Consider the following 17,452-nt stretch of genomic DNA (forward strand, 5'->3'; position numbering starts at 1 on the left):
GCGGACGAGCTCTGCTTCCTCGACATCACCGCGAGCAGCGAGGATCGCGGCATCCTGTTCGACGTGGTGACGCGCACGGCGGAGGCCTGCTTCATGCCGCTGACCGTCGGCGGCGGGGTGCGCTCGATCGAGGATATCAGGCAGTTGCTGCTGGCCGGGGCCGACAAGGTCTCGATCATGACGGAAGCGGTGAAGCGGCGCGAATTCGTGCGCGAGGCGGCGCAGAAATACGGCGCGCAATGCATCGTCGTCGCGATCGACGCCAAGCAGGTTTCGCCGGAGCGCTGGGAGGTCTTCACCCATGGCGGGCGCAACCCGACCGGGCTCGACGCGGTAGCCTATGCCCGCGAGGTCGCCTCCTTGGGCGCCGGCGAGATCCTGCTGACCTCGATGGACCGCGACGGCGCCAAGACCGGCTTCGACATCGCGCTGACGCGGCGGGTCGCGCAGGCGGTATCCATCCCGGTGATCGCGTCGGGCGGCGTCGGCACGCTCGACCATCTCGTCGCGGGCGTGCGCGACGGCCATGCCTCGGCCGTGCTCGCCGCCTCGATCTTCCATTTCGGCACCTTCACCATTCCCCAGGCCAAGGCGCATATGGCGGCTGCGGGCCTGGCGATGCGGCTGGATTGAGCAGATGGCGAACGGCACGCCGTCTTTCCGTCATTGCGAGCGAAGCGAAGCAATCCAGTCTCGTAGAGCTCTGCCGCCCCTGGATTGCTTCGTCGCTTCGCTCCTCGCAATGACGGCCCGGAAGACCCGATGACCACCTTCACCCTCACCGATCTCGAACGCATCGTCGCCGAGCGCGCCAAGGCCTCGCCCGAGGAATCCTGGACGGCGAAGCTCGTCGCCGCCGGGCCCGAGCGCGCCGCCAAGAAGCTCGGCGAGGAGGCGGTCGAGACCGTGATCGCCGCGGTGAAGGGCGATCGGGACGAGCTGATCGCCGAAAGCGCCGATCTGCTGTATCATCTTTTGGTCGTGCTCAGGGTCCGCGATGTTGCATTGCGGGATGTATTGAGCCAGCTTGAGGCTCGTACCGTGCGCTCCGGCCTGGCCGAAAGGGCGTCGCGGCCCGAATGAACACGAGGCAAGTGTAGAGTTGAACCTCGAAGCCTGGAATGCGGGTCGCTTCACCATGGACCAGCGTCTCGTCCCGCCCCCGCCCGATCCCGACCTGGTCTCGCCCTATCGCGCCTTCACGCGCGACGAGTGGGCGCATTTGCGTGCCGACACGCCGCTGACGCTCTCGGTCGACGACCTGACCAAGCTGCAGTCGATCAACGATCCGATCTCGCTCGACGAGATCGTGGCGATCTACCTGCCGCTGTCGCGCCTGCTCTCGCTCTATGTCGCGGCGACGCAAGGGCTGTTCAAGGCGACGCAGCGCTTCCTGATGGCCGAGGCCGAGGTCAAGGTCCCCTATATCATCGGCGTCGCCGGCTCGGTCGCGGTCGGCAAGTCGACCACGGCGCGCGTGCTGAAGGCGCTGCTCTCGCGCTGGCCGAACACGCCCAAGGTCGAGCTCGTCACCACCGACGGCTTCCTCCTGCCCAATGCCGAACTCGAGCGGCGCGGCCTGATGGAGCGCAAGGGCTTCCCGGAAAGCTATGACGGCAACGCCATCCTGCGCTTCCTCTCGGACGTGAAGGCCGGCAAGCGCGCCGTCTCGGCGCCGGTCTACTCGCATCTGGTCTACGACGTCGTGCCGGGGGAAGAGGTCACGGTCGAGCGGCCGGACATCCTGATCCTCGAAGGCCTCAACGTGCTGCAGCCGAGCCGGATGCCGCGCGACGGCAAGGTCATCCCCTTCGTCTCGGATTATTTCGACTTCTCGGTCTATCTCGACGCCGACGAGAACGACCTGCACCGCTGGTATGTCAACCGCTTCATGACGCTGCGCCAGACCGCCTTCCGCGACCCGCGCTCCTTCTTCCGCAAATATGCCGAGATCGCCGAGGACGAGGCACTCGCCATCGCGCAGCGGCTCTGGACCGGCATCAACCTGCCGAACCTGCGCGAGAACATCGTGCCGACCCGCCAGCGCGCCAGCCTGATCCTGACCAAGGGCGCCAGCCATCGCATCCAGCAGGTCGCGCTGCGGCGGCTGTAGCGCGGGCGTGAAAGCGCCATGACGACCTATGTCGCTCTCCTGCACTCGATCGTGCTCGGCCCCGGCAAGCGTCTGGTGATGGCGGATCTGAAAGCCATGGCGGCAGAGCTCGGTTTTGGCGATCCGCGCACCTGGGTCGCCACCGGCAACCTGATCTTCGAGGGCGACGATGCGCCCCTCGCAGCGATCGAGAGCCGGTTGGAAGCGGCTTTCCGCTCCCGTTTCGGGAAGCATGTCGATATCATCCTGCGCACGGCGCCGGCCTGGCAGCAGCTTGCCGTCCAAAATCCCTTTCCGCGCAGGAATGGCGCCGATATCGGCATCCGCGTCATGCGAACGCCTTTAGGCCCGGACGCCCTGTCCACCCTCGGCAGGATCGCGACGCCCGGCATTGCGCTCGCCCTCGCCGAAGGCAATTTATGGATCGATTTCGGCGGCAAACCGAGCGAGACTAGGCTGCTCTCGCATCTGACGACCAAGAAGCTCGGCGTTGGTACGCTGCGCAACGCCAACACCGTCAATGCACTTGCCGCGATGCTGGCCTGATGCCCCGGCCAGCTCGTTCGGCGCGTTAGGAACCTGGCGGTGCTGGAGCAGCTCGATCTTTCCGCCCTCGGCCTGATGGCCGGTGCGGCCTTCGTCGCCGCGACGCTGCTGCCGGCCCAGTCGGAGGCGGTCTTCCTCGGGCTGCTGGCGGCGAAATCGGCCGATCCGACGCTGCTCTTCACCGTCGCGAGCATCGCCAACACCGCCGGCTCGGTCGTCAACTGGTGGCTCGGCCGGCTGATCGCGCAAGGCGGACTGGAGCGCCTGCCGAAGCGGCTGCGACCCGATCCCGCCCGCTTCGCCAAGGCACAGGGCTGGTTCGCCCGCTTCGGCTGGCCGTCCCTGCTCTTCGCCTGGCTGCCGATCGGCGGCGACCCGCTGACCTTCGTCGCCGGCTCGCTGAATTATCCGCTCGGGCGCTTCGTCCTGCTGGTGTTCATCGGCAAGGCGGCACGCTACGCCCTGCTCTGGGCCGGCTGGGTGGCGGCGTTCTAGACCGCCGTGCGTCCATCCGGACGCAGAGATGGCGATCTAGCTCCTTGTTGTAGCATCGGATTCAACCGAAAATCGGATTCCACTTTTCGGTCCGATGCTCTGGGCAATTGCGCGGCCGGAGGTCTCGGGCTACCAGCAAGCTCCACCCTTCTGGAGACTGAGACCATGAGCATCAAGCGCATCGCCCCCGGCCCCCGCATGTCCAAGGCCGTGGTGCATGGCGACACCGTCTATCTCGCCGGTCAGGTCGCCGACAAGGCGGCGGGCAAGAGCGTCGCCGAGCAGACCAAGGAGATCCTCGGCATCATTGACGGGCTTCTGGCCGAGGCCGGCTCCGACAAGAGCAAGCTGCTGATGGTCAATATCTGGCTCTCCGACATGTCGACCTTCGCCGAGATGAACGGCGTCTGGGATTCCTGGGTCTCGCAGGGCAACACGCCCGGCCGCGCCACCGTCGAGGCCAAGCTCGCCGGCCCGCAGTTCACGGTCGAGATCGCGGCCATCGCCGCCCGCTGACGTCAGCGTCCATGAGGCCAGCGACCCATGAACCAGGAAATCACGGCCATCCTGGCGCGGGTCTCGCAGCGCGAGGGCGTGCCCCCCGCGCTGCTGCTGGCGGTGCTCGCGGCGATGGGCCAGGCCTCCGGCAAGCCGGATTTCAGCCGCATCGAGCATGATCTGACACGCAAGGCCGGCGAGTTCCGCAGCCTGCGCGAGCGCCTGCTGAAGCCCTCGGGCACCGATCCGGAGCTCGACCGGCTGCGCGCCGAGGCGGCCAGCAGCCTTACCGAGGGGCGCTTCGCCGAAGCCGACCGGGCACTGGCCCAGGCCGAGCTCAGCAATCTCGACGGCACCGTCGCACTCGACAAGATGTCGCAGGAGAAGCTGCTCGCCGCCGCGGCGGGCAGGGCCGACCGCGGCGCGACCGCGATGCTGCGCCTCAATGCGGAGGCCTATCACGATGCCGCCCAGCGTTTCGCCGAAGCGGCGCTGATCGCCGGTACGGCCAGTTCCGAGCAGGCCCGCATCTACGCATGGCAGCAGGGCGACGCGCTCGCCCGGATCGGCGCCGATTTCCGCGACAAGACCGGCTTCACCGCCTCGATCGCGCATTTCCGGGCGATGCTGAGCAAGCTCGACAATTTCGAGGAGACCGTGCCCTGGGCGGCGACGCAGCAGCGGCTGGCGCGGGCGGTCAACGGGTTGGCGCGGCTGCAGGGCGACCGGGCGCTGCTGCGGCAGGCGATCGAGCTCTACCGCACCGCGCTCGAGGACCTCGGCCAGAAGCAGGCGCCGGCGCTCTGGGCGGCGATCCAGAGCCGCTTCGGCGAGACGCTGACCACGCTCGGCGAGGCCGAGGACGACGCCTCGATGCTCGAGGAGGGTATCGCCGCCTTTCGCGCCGCGCTGGCGGCGACCGACCGCAGCAAGATCCCGGCGGAGTGGACGCGGCTGAATTTCGAGCTCGGCCGGGCCTATGTCGCGCTCGGCCTGCGCGCCAGCGGCGCAGCCGCGCTCGAAGCCGCGATCAACGCCTTCAAGCGCGTGCTGGACGACTGGCAGCAGGCCGCCCGCCCGCTCGACTGGGCCGAGGTCCAGGACCGCATCGGCGCCGCGCTCTGCGGCCTCTCCAGCTATTATCGCGAGCCGGTCGTGCTGGAAGAGGCGATCGCCGCCTTCGATGCGGCGCTGCTGGAAAGGCGGCGCGAGATGGTCCCCGAGCTCTGGGCCGCGAGCAGCGGGAACCGCGCTGAGGCAAGGCTGCGGCTTGCCGAGCAGTTGCGCGAGCGCCGGATGGCCGAAGCGGCGGCGGCGGAGCTGATGGACGCGATCGAGACCTTGCGCGGCCTCGGCCTCGCCGCCGAAGCCAAGCGCTTCGAGCCCGGCCTGATCCGGGCCGGCGCCCTCGTCGAGAAGCTGCGGAAGACCTGATCAGCCCCTGCGGGCGGCCGCGAGCCGTTCCAGCGCCGCATCGAGCGTGGCGTCGTGCTTGGCGAAGCAGAAGCGCACGACATTGCGCACCGCCCCTTGCGCATAGAAGGCGCTGACCGGGATCGCGGCGACGCCGTTCTCCGTCACCAGCCGCTGGCACCAGGCGACGTCGTCGCTCTCGCCGAGCGGCGCGATGTCGACATTGAGGAAATAGGTGCCGGCGCTCGGCAGCACGCTGAAGCCGAGATCGGCGAGCCCCTTGGCGAAGCGGTCGCGCGAGCGCTGGAAATCGGCGCGCATGCCCTCGAAATAGGAATCATCCTTGCCGAGCCCATAGGCCACCGCTGTCTGCAGGTTCGGCGGGGTGGTGAAGGTCAGGTACTGGTGCGCCTTGGCGAGCACGCGCATCAGTTCGGGCGCAGCCATGACCATGCCGACCTTCCAGCCGGTCAGCGAGAAGATCTTGCCGGCCGAGGAGATCTTCACCGTGCGCTCGCGCATGCCGGGGCGGCTCATCAGCGGCCGGTGGCGGTGGCCGTCGAAGACGACATGCTCCCAGACCTCGTCGCAGATCGCGACCGCGTCGTGGCGCACGCAGAAATCGGCCAGCAGATCGAGATCGGCGTCGCTGAAGATCGTCGCCGTCGGGTTCAGCGGGTTGTTGAACAGCACGATTCGGGTCTTCGGCGAGAAAGCCTGCGCCAGCGCCGCCTCGGAGAGGCCGAACTCCGGCGGGGTCAGCGTCAAGAATTTCGGGATGCCGCCGGCACGCCGCACCAAGGGCACATAGGCGTCGTACATCGGCTCGAACAGCACGACCTCGTCACCCGGCGAGACCAGCGCCATCAGCGCGCCGGCGATCGCCTCGGTCGCGCCCGAGGTCACCATCACCTCGCTGTCGGGGTCGAGCTCGAGCCCCTGCCAGTGCCGGAAATGCGTCGCCGTCGCCTGCCGCAATTCCGGCAGGCCCATCATCGGCGGATACTGGTTCCAGCCGGCCATCACCGCATCGGCCGCCTTGCGCCGCACATCCTCGGGACCGGGATCGTCGGGAAAGCCCTGGCCGAGATTGACGGCCTGGTGCTCGCGGGCGAGCCGCGACATCACCTCGAAGACGCTGGTCTGGAGAGCGGAGAAGATCGGGTTCATCGGAGCGTCTTGGACCTGTCCGGGAAGGCGGGAAGCCGGCCATAGCACGCGCCGCCGCGGCGCGCACTCACCCGGAAATTGCTTCGAAAACTATGGAATGATGAATATTGACATTCGTCAAAGCTCAGTGTCTGTTGCCGCCAGCCGGTTCACGACAGCCGCCTGCGGTTTCTTCGCCCCTTTGAGGCCGCAGGATGCTGGCGTGGATCGGTGAGCTTTTTCAGGGCCGGCCGCCTGCTTGCCGGCGCCGCGGCCACCGCCTATCAGGCGCACATGGCCCAGCTTCGCCCCACCCCCGCGCTGATGGTGCTCGGCACCGGTTCGAATGTCGGCAAGTCGCTGATCGTCGCCGGGCTGTGCCGGCTGTTTGCCGATCGCGGCCTGAAGGTGCGCCCGTTCAAGCCGCAGAACATGTCGAACAACGCCGCGGCGACGCCGCTGGGCGAGATCGGCCGGGCACAGGCGCTGCAGGCGCGCGCCGCCCGCATCGCGCCGCATGTCGACATGAACCCGGTGCTGCTCAAGCCGGAAAGCGACACCGGCAGCCAGATCGTGCTGCAGGGCCGCGTCGCCGGCCGTCTTTCCTCCGGCGACTTCACGCGGCGCGGCGATTTCCTGCCACAGGTGCTGGAGAGCTTCGGCCGGCTCTGCGACGGCGCCGACCTCGTCATCGTCGAGGGCGCCGGCTCACCGGCCGAGACCAATCTGCGCGCCCGCGACATCGCCAATCTCGGCTTCGCCCGCGCCGCCGGGGTGGCGGCCATGCTGGTCGGCGACATCGACCGCGGCGGCGTCATCGCCAGCCTGGTCGGCACGCATGCGGTGCTGGGCGAGGCCGACCGCGCCATGATCCGCGCCTTTGCGATCAACCGCTTCCGCGGCGACGTCACGCTGTTCCACGCGGGTATCACAACCATCGAGGCCGCCACCGGCTGGCCCTCGCTCGGCGTCGTGCCCTGGTTCCCGCAAGCCGCGCGCCTGCCGGCCGAGGACGGGCTCGATCTCCAGCGCGATGCCGGCAAGACGGGCGGCGCGCTGAAGGTCGTCGTGCCGATGCTGCCGGGCATCGCCAATTTCGACGATCTCGACCCGCTGAAACAGGAGCCCGAGGTCGATCTGGTCTTTGTCGGCCCCGGTCAGCCGCTGCCGGGCGATGCCGGTCTCGTCATCCTGCCCGGCTCGAAGACGACGCTGCGCGACCTCGCCCACCTGCGCGCCGAGGGCTGGGACATCGACATCCTGGCGCATCACCGGCGCGGCGGACATGTGCTCGGCCTCTGCGGCGGCTACCAGATGCTCGGCCGCGTGGTGCGCGATCCGCGCGGGCTCGAAGGCCCGCCCGGCGAGGCTCCCGGCCTCGGCCTGCTCGACATCGAGACCGAGCTCTCGCCGGAGAAGACCGTGCGCGAGGTCGCGGTCGTGCATGCGGCGAGCGGCGCGGCGGGGCAGGCCTATGAGATCCATCTCGGCGCCAGCTGCGGGCCGGACACAAGCCGCGCGCCCTTCCGGGCCGGCGGCGAACCGGAGGGCGCGCAGAGCCCGGACGGACACGTCACCGGCACCTATCTCCACGGCGTGCTCGCCTCCGACGCCTTGCGCGCCGCTTGGCTCGGCCAGATCGCCGGCCGCAGCCTGGCGGCGGGGCCGGGCTTTGAGGCCGGCGTCGAGGCGGCGCTCGACGCCCTGGCCAGCCATCTCGAGCGCCATCTCGACATCGAAGCGCTGCTGGACCTGGCGCGCTCGCGCGATTCCGGCCCCGCGTGACCCCCAGGTGACCTGCCGTCAAGAAATTGTCAGGAGCGGCTAAATAAAGCCAGCCAACTCAACTTGTTGACGAATGATGAAAATCGTCATACTGATTGATGGCGTCCCTTGACAATCGAGCAACCGGAGCGGGAAGCCGCTTGGCATGACCAGTTTAGAGCGCGATACCAGGCAGGACATCGTCGATGTCGCCGAGCGGTTCTTCCGCCAGATCGGCTATCAGAAGACCACGGTCGCCGACATCGCCAAGTCGCTGCGGATGAGCCCCGCCAACGTCTATCGCTTCTTCGATTCCAAGAAGGCGATCAACGAGGCGGTCGCGGCGCGCTCGATGGCCGAGCTGGAAGCGCTGGTGGTGGCGATCGCGGCCGAGCCGCGCCCGGCGGCCGAGCGGCTGCGCGAGATCCTGGCCACGACCTGCCGGCTCAACTCGGCCCGCTATCTCGACAATCACCGGCTGCACGAGATGGTCGCCTGCGCCATGGAGGAAAGCTGGGACGTCATCCGCGGCCATGTCGAGCGCTATGACGCGATCCTGCGCGGCGTCGTCGCCGACGGCATGGCCAAAGGCGAGTTCACCGCCCGCGATCCGCGCATCGCGACCTATTGCGTGCGCGCCGCGATGATACGCTTCTGCAATCCGCTGCTGCTCAGCCAATGCGCCGCCCTGCCCGGCCCCGAGGTCGACGAGATGATCGATTTCGTTCTCGCCGGTCTTGGCCATCCCGCGCCCGCCGGCTGAGCCGCCGGCTTATCGACGGGAAAGCGATCCCGCCGCCCGCCTTGCGTTGACAAGGCTTCACGGGAGCGGGATACCCCGCCGCGCATGCTGAACCTCACCAAACCGGGCGCCAAGAAGCTCGCCGTGATCGTCCACGACCTGGCGATGACGGCCCTGGCGATTCTGTTCGTCTTCGCCGTCCGCTTCGAGGGCGCGCAGTTCGACGAGCGCATGCGCGACCTGCCGAGCTTCCTGCCCTTCTTCGTCATCTATGCCGGCGGGATCTACTGGTTCTTCTCGCTCTACCGCTCGAAATGGCGTTTCGCCTCGCTGCCGGACCTCTCCAACATCGTCCGGGCGGTGAGCATTTTGGCGCTGACCCTGCTGGTCGCCGACTATGTGCTCGTCGCGCCGAACCTCTACGGCTATTTCTATTTCGGCAAGATCACCATCGTCCTGTACTGGCTCGTCCAGAATGCGCTGCTCGGCGGTCCGCGGCTGGCCTATCGCTACTTCAAATATTCGCGGTCGAAGCACCATGCCGCCCGCGAGGCGACGTTGCCGGCCCTGCTGCTCGGCCGCGGCGCCGATGTCGAGGTGGTGATCCGGGCGATGGAATCGGGCACGATGGGCAAGATGCGCCCGGCCGGCATCCTGACGCCGCGCAACGACGATCTCGGCCAGTCGATCCGCGGCGTGCCGGTGCTCGGCCTGCTCTCGCAGATGGAGGCGATCGCCACCGACGCGGCCGAGCGCGGCGAGCCCTTCCGCCGCATCGTCGCGACGCCGAGCGCGCTTCTGCCCGAGGCCGAGCCGGACAAATGGCTCGCCCGCACCCGCAAGCTCGCCATCCCGATCTCGCGGCTCGACACGCTCGGCGAAGGCGTGCGCGGCAACGAGCTGGCGCCGCTCGAGATCGAGGACCTGCTGGTGCGCCCCTCGGTCAAGATCGACCGCGAGCGCCTGGAGGGTTTCCTCAAGGGCAAGCGCGTCATCGTCACCGGCGGCGGCGGCTCGATCGGCTCGGAGATCTGCCTGCGCTGCGCCGCCTTCGGCGCCGCCGAGCTGCTGGTGGTCGAAAGCTCGGAGCCGGCGCTGTTCCATGTGACCGAGGCGCTGCTGGCGCAGGACCTGCCGATGCGCGTCACCGGCGCGCTCGCCGATGTCCGCGACGCAGGCCGCATCAGCCCGCTGTTCAAGGCCTTCGCGCCCGACATCGTCATCCACGCCGCCGCGCTGAAGCATGTGCCCTATCTCGAGACCGATTGGGGCGAGGGCATCAAGACCAACATCTTCGGCTCGGTGACGGTCACCGAGGCCGCGATCGGCGCCGGCGCCGGCATCTTCGTGATGATCTCGACCGACAAGGCGATCGAGCCGGTCTCGATGCTCGGCGCGACCAAGCGCTTCGCCGAGATGTACGCGCAGGCGCGCGACGCCGAGTTCGCCGCCGAGGAGCGCGGCATGCGCCTCATCGCCGTGCGCTTCGGCAATGTGCTCGGCTCGGTCGGCTCGGTGGTGCCCAAGTTCAAGGCGCAGATCGAGCGCGGCGGCCCGGTCACCGTGACCAGCCCGGAGATGATCCGCTATTTCATGACCATCCGCGAGGCCTGCGACCTCGTCCTGAGCGCCGCCTCGCATGCACCCGAGCACGAGGCACAGGACGAGCGCGCCGCCGTCTATGTGCTGAAGATGGGCCAACCGCTGAAGATCATCGACCTCGCCGAGCGGATGATCCGCCTCGCCGGCTACGAGCCGGGCAGCGATATCGAGATCGCCATCACCGGCGTAAGGCCGGGCGAGCGCCTGAACGAGATCCTGTTCGCCCGCGACGAGCCGATGGCCGAGACCGGCCTCGACGGCGTGATGGCGGCCAAGCCGATCTTCGCCGGGCGGGAGCGCATGCTTGGCTGGCTGGAGGAACTGGAGCGCGCCGTCGTGGCTCACGACCGCCTGGGGGCCGAAGCGGTGCTCGACGCCGCGATCCCCGATTTCAGGCTTCGCCAGCCGGCGCCGCCGCCAGCCGCGCCAGCGCCGCCTCCGTCGCAACCCGCGGCTGCCAGCCAGCGCTGAGCAGGGCGTCCGGCGGCGCCACCAGGCCGCTCGCCAGCCGATCATAGACACCGGGACGGCCGGCCAGGCGTGCCGCGAGCTTGAGCAAGCCGGGCGGAACGGCGACGAGCCCTGGTCGGCGCCCGAGCCCGGCGCGCAGTGCCGCCAGCATCTGCGCGACGCCGAGCGCACCCGGATCGGAGACGATATAGCTGCGGCGCGGCGGGCAGGCCTCGCTGAGGGCGAAGGCGACGGCCTCGCAGAGGTTCTCGACCGCCAGCAGCGAGCGCGGCGCCGACAGCCCGCCGAAGGGCAGCGGCAGCGGCAGGCGCGCCAGCTTGAGCAGCCCTGCCATATTGGCCTTGACGCCGACCCCGTAGATCAGCACCGGCCGCAGCGCGACCCAGTCGAGATCGCGCGCCGCCAAGCCCTCTTCGGCGGCGAGCTTGGAGCGGCCATAGGCATCGCTCGGCTCCGGCCGGTCGGATTCGCTCAAGGAGCGGTCGCTCGCCGGGCCGCTCTGCGCCCGGATCGAGGACAGGAAGACGAAGCGCGCGATACCGGCCGCCTTGGCGGCGTCGGCGAGGGCGAGCGTCGCCTGCGTGTTGATGCGCCGGTAGGCCTCCTCCGGCAGGGTGCCATCGGCATGGGCGAGGCCGGCGCCGTGCACGACATGGCGAACGCCGGCGAGCGCCGCCGACCAGTCGACCGGCGTACCGAGATCGCCGATCGCGACGTGCTCGACATCGGCGAAGTCCGGCAGCGGCCGGCGCAAGGCGGCACGCACCCGATAGCCGGCCCGCCCGAGTTCGCGCACGAGATGGCGGCCGACGAAGCCGCTCGCGCCGGTGACGAGGACGCGCTCTCCGGTCACGTCACCCGCCCATGGGCGAAGCGGCGCAGCAGCAGCCCGACGAAGGCCAGCCCCGCGAGCAGGCCGGCGAGTTGCGCCCAAAGGGCGGGGATGACGACGGTGAAAGCGGCCAGCGCCGCGAGAGCGAGATTGAGCAGCGCCACCTGCGCCACGACCTCCCGGACCGGGAAGCCCTTGTCGGTGGCCTGCTGGTAGAAATGCATGCGATGCGCCTGCCAGACCTTGTCGCCGCGCAGCAGGCGCCGGAACAGGGTGATGGTCGAATCCATCACATGGTAGAGCGGCAGAATCAGCGCTGCCGCCAGCGCGCCGGTGCCGGCGAGCCGGTAAAGCAGATAGGCGGTGAGCAGGCCGAGCGGCAGCGAGCCGACATCACCGAGGAAGATCTGGGCCACCGGCCGGTTGAACGGCGCGAAGCCGAGAAGCCCGCCGAGCAGGGCCGCCGCCAGCAGGCCGGTGGCGGGGTCGAGCCCGCCATAAAGGCTCAGCAGCACCAGCGCGGCGCAGAGCGGCACGATGCCGGCAACGGTGATCCAGTCGATGCCGTCCATGAAGTTGACGAGATTGACGAACCAGACGCCGGCCAGCAAAGCGAGGCTGCGTTCGGCCCAGAGCGGCAGCGTCTCGGGCAGGAGGCGCATCCCGGGCGCGGCATAGAACACGACCAGCGCGACGCAGAAGGTCTGCAGCACCAGCCGGAGACCGGCCGGCAATGGTCTGATGTCGTCCCAGGCGCCGACCAAAGCGAGCAGGATCGCCGCGGCCATCACCAGGAGCAGGCCGTGGCGCGCGCCGGGCGGCAGCGGCCACAGCAGCAGCGCCAGCCCGAGCGCGAGGAAGGCGCCGGCGAGCACGGCGATGCCGCCGCCCTGCGGCGTCGGGATGCGGTGGCTCGAGCGGGCGTTGGGCCGCGCCATGGCATAGCGCGCCATCAGCGGGCGCAGCAGCAGGCAGAGCCCCCAGGCAAGGCCGGCGGCGGCAAGGGCGATCAAAAGGGCTGGGACGATGGTTTCCAAGGCGCGCGGACCATAGCCAGCCTTCGGCCGGCCGCAAGCGCTTGTTGCCTCGGACGGCGTCCGAAGCGGCCTCGGACCTTGCATCGCCAAGCACAAAAGAAGAACATGCCGGCATGAGCACCGCCGATTCCACTCTCAACCCGGCACCCACGCGGCCGGAGGTCACCCGCGCCGTCTGCCGCGGCGCCGCGCGTCATCTGCGCGAGCGCGGCTATGGCATCGTCAAGGAGATGACCTTCGCCAATGGGCGGCGCGGCGACATCGTGGCGCTGTCCGGGAGCGGCGAATTGCTGGTGGTCGAGGTAAAGTCGAGCCTGGAGGATTACCGCGTCGACGGCAAATGGCCGGATTACCGCGATTATTGCGACGCCTTCCTGTTCGCCGTCGCGCCCGAATTCCCGCGCGAGATCCTGCCCGAGGATGTCGGCCTGATCGTCGCCGACGCCTGGGGCGGCGAGCTTTTGCGCGAGCCCCCGCGCCATCCGCTCGCACCGGCAAGGCGCAAGATGCTGACCATCGCCTTCGCCAGGCTGGCGGCGGGAAGACTGGCGACGCTGGACGATCCCGAGCGCAGTTGAGCCCGGCGAATGCTCCGGCCGGCCGGGGGCGATGAGGGCCGATATACAAGGTTAACGTAACGTTATAGGCTTCGCCGCTGGTCCAGGTGATGGCTGGAGGCGGCGATGTCGCGTCGAATTCTGCTTGTGGTCGCTATCCTCTTCTGTGCCTTTGCCGACGCAGCCCATGGGCAAGCCCCTGAAGAGATCGTGCGCGGGATCTATGAGGGCGGCGGCGCCCGCAGCTCGATCGACCGCCTGAGAGCGCCGGGCGCCCGCAGCCGCTATTTCCAGCCGGCCCTGGTGCGCCTGTTCGATGCCAACGACCGCGACGAGTGCATCGATTTCGGCCTGCACATCAACGGACAGGACTTCGACGAGGCGGAGATCGCGCGCAGCCTGCGCCTGCAAACCCGGCAGGATGGCGACCGGGCCGCCGTCGACGCCCGCTTTCGCAGCTTCGGCAAGGCCAATCACTTCCGCTTCGACTTCCAGCGCTCCGGCGATGCCTGGAAGATCGCCGATATCGCGTCCCTGACCCCGGATGCCCGCTGGCGCCTTTCGGCGGTGCCATGTCGCGGGATCACCGCCGCCGCGGCGCCAGCCAGCGCTCCGCCGAACGCTTCGGGACTGGAGGCGCTGCGCCGCCCGGGCCGGTATTGCTTCGCCAACCGGTTCTCGGAACTGACGATCGCCGTCGAGGCGTCGGGCTCGGCCCGGATCGGGATCGAGCATCTCGGCGGTGGGACGCACACCTGCGGGCTCGAAGGCAGGGGCCGGCCCGTCGCAGCCGGCTGGCAGCTCGAGCTCGAAGGCGTGGAGGGCACCTGCCGGCTCGAACTCGTCATGTCGCCGGCCGGGCGCCTGACGACGCGCGATCCCGGGGGCGCCTGCAAGGCGACCTATTGCGGGCTCCGTGCCGACATCGCCGACCTCGCTCTCGATCTGCGGCGCGACAAGCGCCGTTGTAGGGGCTGACGCCGCCCCCGCAGCCTCTCCGGGCGGGTTCCAGAGACAGTCGCTGCGGAAAAAGCCGGCTCCCGGCTCTTCGGATCCTGGCTCCAGCGACCGGCGAGCCCCGCCCTCGCCATGGCCGCCATGCCGGAAATGTGCGATCATGGGGAATGGCGGAAAAAGCTCCGAAGCGTCCGACCGCACCGGAAGACATCGGCTTCGCTCTCGCGCGCTGGGAGGGGGAAGGCGGAGCGCCGGCCTTGCGGTATGAGCCGAGCGATCTGGCCGAGGCGGAACGCCGCGTCCTGGAATGCCTCGGCGCCGCGCTGGTCAGCGAATGGCATCAGCTTCCGACCACGGTTCAGCGCGCCATCTTCCAGCACGCCGCCGCCGGCGAGGCCTATGATGTCATGCAGTTGAAAACGCGGATTGCCCGGTTCCTGCACGACCACAAGGGCTATTCAGGCGCGCGGTAGCTCGCCCCGCCGCGTTTCCTCGATCTCGCAGCGAGGCCGATCCCGACCGGTTGGAGGCTGCCGCGCTTTCAGGGTTTCACGGGGTCATGGCGGGGCTGCGCGTAAACGGAAGCGGCGCGCGCGCCTGGCGCAGTTTCACCGGCCGCTTTCAGAGCCATGGCCGGGCGCCGCGAAAGCCAGCGCCTTCGGCCCGATATTGAGCCCGATCTGCAGGCTTTCGGCGATGCGACGGGCGCGGTCGATGAAGAGGGCCGCCGCAGGGCCGGCGCAGTTCTCGGCGACGGTCGCCTCGAACAGGCAAAGCCAGCGTGCGAAATGTTCAGGGGCAAGGCCCAAGGGCTGATGCGCCTGCTGGGGCCGGCCGCGATAGCGCCCGCTCTGCAGCGCCACGGAAGACCAGAAATCGCGCAGCGCCGCCAGATGCTCGTCCCAGCGCTGGCCGAGCTGCGCCTCGAAGATCGGGCCGAGCAGCGGGTCGCGGCGGGCGCGGCCGTAGAATTCGTCGACCAGCCGCGCGATCAGCGCTTCCGAAATCTCCTCCGGCAGCGCCGCCCGGCTCATCGCGGGGCGCGCTTGGCCAGGATCCGCTGCAAGGTGCGCCGGTGCATGCCGAGCCGGCGCGCCGTTTCGGAGACGTTGCGGCTGCACAGCTCGTAGACGCGCTGGATGTGCTCCCAGCGCACCCGGTCGGCCGACATCGGGTTCTCGGGCGGGACCGGGCGCGAATCCGGCGCCGCGGCGAGCGCCGAATGGATCTCGTCGGCATCGGCGGGCTTGGCCAGGAAATCATAGGCGCCGAGCTTCACCGCGCTGACCGCGGTCGCGATATTGCCATAGCCGGTGAGCACGACGCCGCGGGCATCCGGGCGCTTTTCCTTCAACCTGGCGATCACGTCGAGGCCATTGCCGTCGCCGAGGCGCAGATCGATGACGGCGAAGGCCGGGGCATGCTCCTCGACCGCGGCGATGCCGGCCTGCACCGACTCGGCGATCCGCACCAGATAGCCGCGGCTCTCCATGGCGCGGGCGAGACGGTTGAGGAACGGCTTGTCGTCATCGACGATCAGCAACGACATGTCCCTGCCCACACCGTCCTGGGCCAGGGCTGCATTGAAAGCCGTTTCCATTACCTTCATCTCCTCCGGGTTCTGGCCCGGCTCCTCACTCTGGAGCCGGCGCAGGATCGATTGCGAAGAGCCGTTTCCGCATTCGCATCGACACCGCTCCGGCATCGATTGTCCGGCGCGCGCGCATGCCGCAACGCATCATTCTGTCGCATATGGGGCCGAAAGCTCCGGATTTGAAGGCCCGAGCAGCCGATCATCCCTCTCGAACACCTCGCGCAGCCAGGTCATCCGGATGCTCGCGCCGGTCGCCGGCAGCGGCAGATTGGAGAATTCCAGCACCGCGCCGCTGCGCTCGAGCAGCGTCTTGGCGATGAACAGGCCGAGGCCGAGGCCGCCGCCGGCACGCGATTCCTTGTCCTGCGAATCCTTGTCATGCGATCGCGACAGATAGGGGTCGCCGGCGCGCATCAGCACTTCCGGGGTGAAGCCGGGACCGTCATCGGCAATGGTCAGGATCACCGCGCCCTGCGTCCACTGCGCCGTGATCGTCACCTTGGCGCGGGCGAAGTCGACGGCGTTGTCGACGATGTTGCCGAGCCCGTAGATCATCCCGGGATTGCGGCGGCAGACGGGCTCGGGCTTGTCGCCGGTCAGCGCGATCTCGAAGGGCACGCCGAAGGGCCGCTGCGGCCCCGCCGCTTCCTCGATCAGCAGGCTGAGCGAAAGCTGGTCGAGCGGGCCTGCATCGTCGTCCTGCAGCGAGGCGAGCTTGCCGAGGATGCCGCGGCAGCGCTCTACCTGCTCGCGCAGCAGGTTGATGTCGTCGGCCATCTCGCCTTCCGGCGGGGCGAGGCGGGAGAGTTCGCGCGCGACGAGCGTGATCGTCGCCAGCGGCGTGCCGAGCTCGTGCGCAGCGGCGGCAGCCAGCCCGTCGAGCTGCGAGAGATGCTGCTCGCGCGCCAGCACCAGCTCCGTCGCCGCCAGCGCCGCCGAGAGATCGCGGGCCTCCTTGGTGACGCGCCAGGCATAGATGCCGGTGAAGCCGAGTCCGAGCAGCAGCGCGATCCAGTTGCCGGCCTGGTAATAGGGCGGCAGCACCGGGCGGTCGGCGCCGGACCAGGGCAGCGGCCAGTGCACGAAGGTGAGCAGGCTCGCCAGCCCGGCGGCGAGCAGGCCGAGCGCCAGCGTATGGCGCGGCGGCAGCGCCGTCGCCGAGATCATCACCGGCGCCAGGAACAGGATCGAGAACGGATTCTGCAGACCGCCGGTGAGATAGAGCAGCGCCGCGAGCTGCAGGATGTCGAAGCCGAGCAGCGCCGTCGCCGCGCCCTCGCGCAGGCGGTGGCTGAGCGGGAAGCGGATGCGCAGCGCGATGTTCAGCCAGGCCGAGACGGCGATGACCACGAAGCACCAGCCGAAGGGCAGGGAAAAGCCGAGGCCGAAATGCACGCCGGCGACGGCGAGGCTCTGGCCGGCGATGGCGAGCCAGCGCAGGCGCACCAGCGTGTCGAGGCGCAGATGGCGGAGCGCACGGACCGGCGCTTCCGGGAACAGGTCGGGCATGGTCAGGGCGCGCAATCTTCGGAACGGCAGAGGCTCTTTTGCGGTGCAAAGCTGTGTCTAACCGGCTTCACAAGGAAATCTTAGCCCTTTGAACGATTGAATGAGAACAAATTCCATCTACGCTGCGTTCCCTTGTTGCGGTGCATCCAGGATATCGCGCTGCAAAAGCAGAA

General features: G+C 69.0%; 19 protein-coding genes. 13 read left to right on the forward strand and 6 right to left on the reverse strand.

From position 1 onward, the window contains the following. The 7 genes from hisF to V6M56_RS19050 form a co-directional block, all read left to right on the forward strand. Positions 1-633 (forward strand): imidazole glycerol phosphate synthase subunit HisF (hisF, locus tag V6M56_RS19020; RefSeq protein WP_332685921.1); only part of this gene is annotated, 633 nt, incomplete at its 5' end. A 129-nt stretch (positions 634-762) separates the two neighbouring features. Continuing rightward, on the forward strand, positions 763-1,083 hold the full coding sequence (locus V6M56_RS19025) for a phosphoribosyl-ATP diphosphatase (protein WP_332685923.1): 321 nt from the start codon (positions 763-765) through the stop codon (positions 1,081-1,083). A 55-nt stretch (positions 1,084-1,138) separates the two neighbouring features. Then, positions 1,139-2,113 carry a type I pantothenate kinase gene (coaA, locus tag V6M56_RS19030; RefSeq protein ID WP_332685986.1) on the forward strand — a complete coding sequence of 325 codons (975 nt, stop codon included), beginning with the start codon at positions 1,139-1,141 and terminating at the stop codon, positions 2,111-2,113. Between the two features lie 18 nt (positions 2,114-2,131). After that, complete coding sequence (locus V6M56_RS19035; protein WP_332685925.1) at positions 2,132-2,659, forward strand: DUF1697 domain-containing protein; 528 nt, start codon at positions 2,132-2,134, stop codon at positions 2,657-2,659. A gap of 39 nt (positions 2,660-2,698) precedes the next feature. After that, positions 2,699-3,154, forward strand: coding sequence for a YqaA family protein (locus V6M56_RS19040; protein ID WP_332685927.1), 456 nt, complete (start codon positions 2,699-2,701; stop codon positions 3,152-3,154). A 165-nt stretch (positions 3,155-3,319) separates the two neighbouring features. Next, on the forward strand, positions 3,320-3,670 hold the full coding sequence (locus V6M56_RS19045; protein WP_332685929.1) for a RidA family protein: 351 nt from the start codon (positions 3,320-3,322) through the stop codon (positions 3,668-3,670). A gap of 27 nt (positions 3,671-3,697) precedes the next feature. After that, positions 3,698-5,086, forward strand: coding sequence for a hypothetical protein (locus V6M56_RS19050; RefSeq protein WP_332685931.1), 1,389 nt, complete (start codon positions 3,698-3,700; stop codon positions 5,084-5,086). Here V6M56_RS19050 and V6M56_RS19055 read toward each other — a convergent pair whose 3' ends face one another. After that, positions 5,087-6,235 carry an aminotransferase gene (locus V6M56_RS19055; protein ID WP_332685934.1) on the reverse strand — a complete coding sequence of 383 codons (1,149 nt, stop codon included), beginning with the start codon at positions 6,233-6,235 and terminating at the stop codon, positions 5,087-5,089. 273 nt (positions 6,236-6,508) lie between these two features. Here V6M56_RS19055 and V6M56_RS19060 point away from each other — a divergent pair, with 273 nt between their 5' ends. The 3 genes from V6M56_RS19060 (at position 6,509) to V6M56_RS19070 (ending at position 10,793) form a co-directional block, all read left to right on the forward strand. Then, positions 6,509-7,999: a cobyric acid synthase gene (locus V6M56_RS19060; RefSeq protein WP_332685987.1), complete on the forward strand. Its 1,491-nt coding sequence runs from the start codon at positions 6,509-6,511 to the stop codon at positions 7,997-7,999. Between the two features lie 145 nt (positions 8,000-8,144). After that, the gene (locus V6M56_RS19065; protein ID WP_332685936.1) at positions 8,145-8,741 is read left to right on the forward strand and encodes a TetR/AcrR family transcriptional regulator; all 597 of its coding nucleotides are present in this window, start codon (positions 8,145-8,147) and stop codon (positions 8,739-8,741) included. Positions 8,742-8,825: 84 nt separating this feature from the next. Next, positions 8,826-10,793 (forward strand): SDR family NAD(P)-dependent oxidoreductase, encoded by a 1,968-nt coding sequence (locus V6M56_RS19070; protein WP_332685938.1) that lies wholly within the window; start codon positions 8,826-8,828, stop codon positions 10,791-10,793. Here V6M56_RS19070 and V6M56_RS19075 read toward each other — a convergent pair. Both V6M56_RS19075 and V6M56_RS19080 read right to left on the reverse strand, forming a co-directional pair. Continuing rightward, positions 10,714-11,646 carry an NAD-dependent epimerase/dehydratase family protein gene (locus V6M56_RS19075; RefSeq protein WP_332685940.1) on the reverse strand — a complete coding sequence of 311 codons (933 nt, stop codon included), beginning with the start codon at positions 11,644-11,646 and terminating at the stop codon, positions 10,714-10,716. The two genes, V6M56_RS19070 and V6M56_RS19075, sit on opposite strands and share 80 nt — an antisense overlap. Next, positions 11,643-12,653 carry an MraY family glycosyltransferase gene (locus tag V6M56_RS19080; RefSeq protein ID WP_332685988.1) on the reverse strand — a complete coding sequence of 337 codons (1,011 nt, stop codon included), beginning with the start codon at positions 12,651-12,653 and terminating at the stop codon, positions 11,643-11,645. Before V6M56_RS19080 ends, V6M56_RS19075 begins: the two co-directional genes overlap by 4 nt. A 122-nt stretch (positions 12,654-12,775) precedes the next feature. Between V6M56_RS19080 and mmcB the strand changes: the two genes are divergently transcribed. The 3 genes from mmcB to V6M56_RS19095 all read left to right on the forward strand — a co-directional run bounded on the left by mmcB (position 12,776) and on the right by V6M56_RS19095 (position 14,649). Next, positions 12,776-13,240 carry a DNA repair putative endonuclease MmcB gene (gene mmcB, locus V6M56_RS19085; protein ID WP_332685942.1) on the forward strand — a complete coding sequence of 155 codons (465 nt, stop codon included), beginning with the start codon at positions 12,776-12,778 and terminating at the stop codon, positions 13,238-13,240. A gap of 189 nt (positions 13,241-13,429) precedes the next feature. Continuing rightward, the gene (locus V6M56_RS19090) at positions 13,430-14,197 is read left to right on the forward strand and encodes a hypothetical protein (RefSeq protein WP_332685944.1); all 768 of its coding nucleotides are present in this window, start codon (positions 13,430-13,432) and stop codon (positions 14,195-14,197) included. Positions 14,198-14,433: 236 nt separating this feature from the next. Beyond that, on the forward strand, positions 14,434-14,649 hold the full coding sequence (locus V6M56_RS19095) for a hypothetical protein (protein ID WP_332685946.1): 216 nt from the start codon (positions 14,434-14,436) through the stop codon (positions 14,647-14,649). Positions 14,650-14,784: 135 nt separating this feature from the next. On the opposite strand, the gene V6M56_RS19100 is transcribed toward V6M56_RS19095, so the two are convergent. From V6M56_RS19100 to V6M56_RS19110, 3 genes are all read right to left on the reverse strand, one after another. Next, the gene (locus tag V6M56_RS19100) at positions 14,785-15,210 is read right to left on the reverse strand and encodes a group III truncated hemoglobin (RefSeq protein WP_332685948.1); all 426 of its coding nucleotides are present in this window, start codon (positions 15,208-15,210) and stop codon (positions 14,785-14,787) included. Next, positions 15,207-15,776 (reverse strand): ActR/PrrA/RegA family redox response regulator transcription factor, encoded by a 570-nt coding sequence (locus V6M56_RS19105; protein WP_332685950.1) that lies wholly within the window; start codon positions 15,774-15,776, stop codon positions 15,207-15,209. Before V6M56_RS19105 ends, V6M56_RS19100 begins: the two co-directional genes overlap by 4 nt. A gap of 138 nt (positions 15,777-15,914) precedes the next feature. Next, positions 15,915-17,279, reverse strand: coding sequence for an ActS/PrrB/RegB family redox-sensitive histidine kinase (locus V6M56_RS19110; protein ID WP_332685952.1), 1,365 nt, complete (start codon positions 17,277-17,279; stop codon positions 15,915-15,917). Between the last annotated feature and the right edge of the window lie 173 nt (positions 17,280-17,452).

Origin of the sequence: Allobosea sp. (assembly GCF_036675845.1) — a bacterium.
Classification (GTDB): domain Bacteria; phylum Pseudomonadota; class Alphaproteobacteria; order Rhizobiales; family Beijerinckiaceae; genus Allobosea.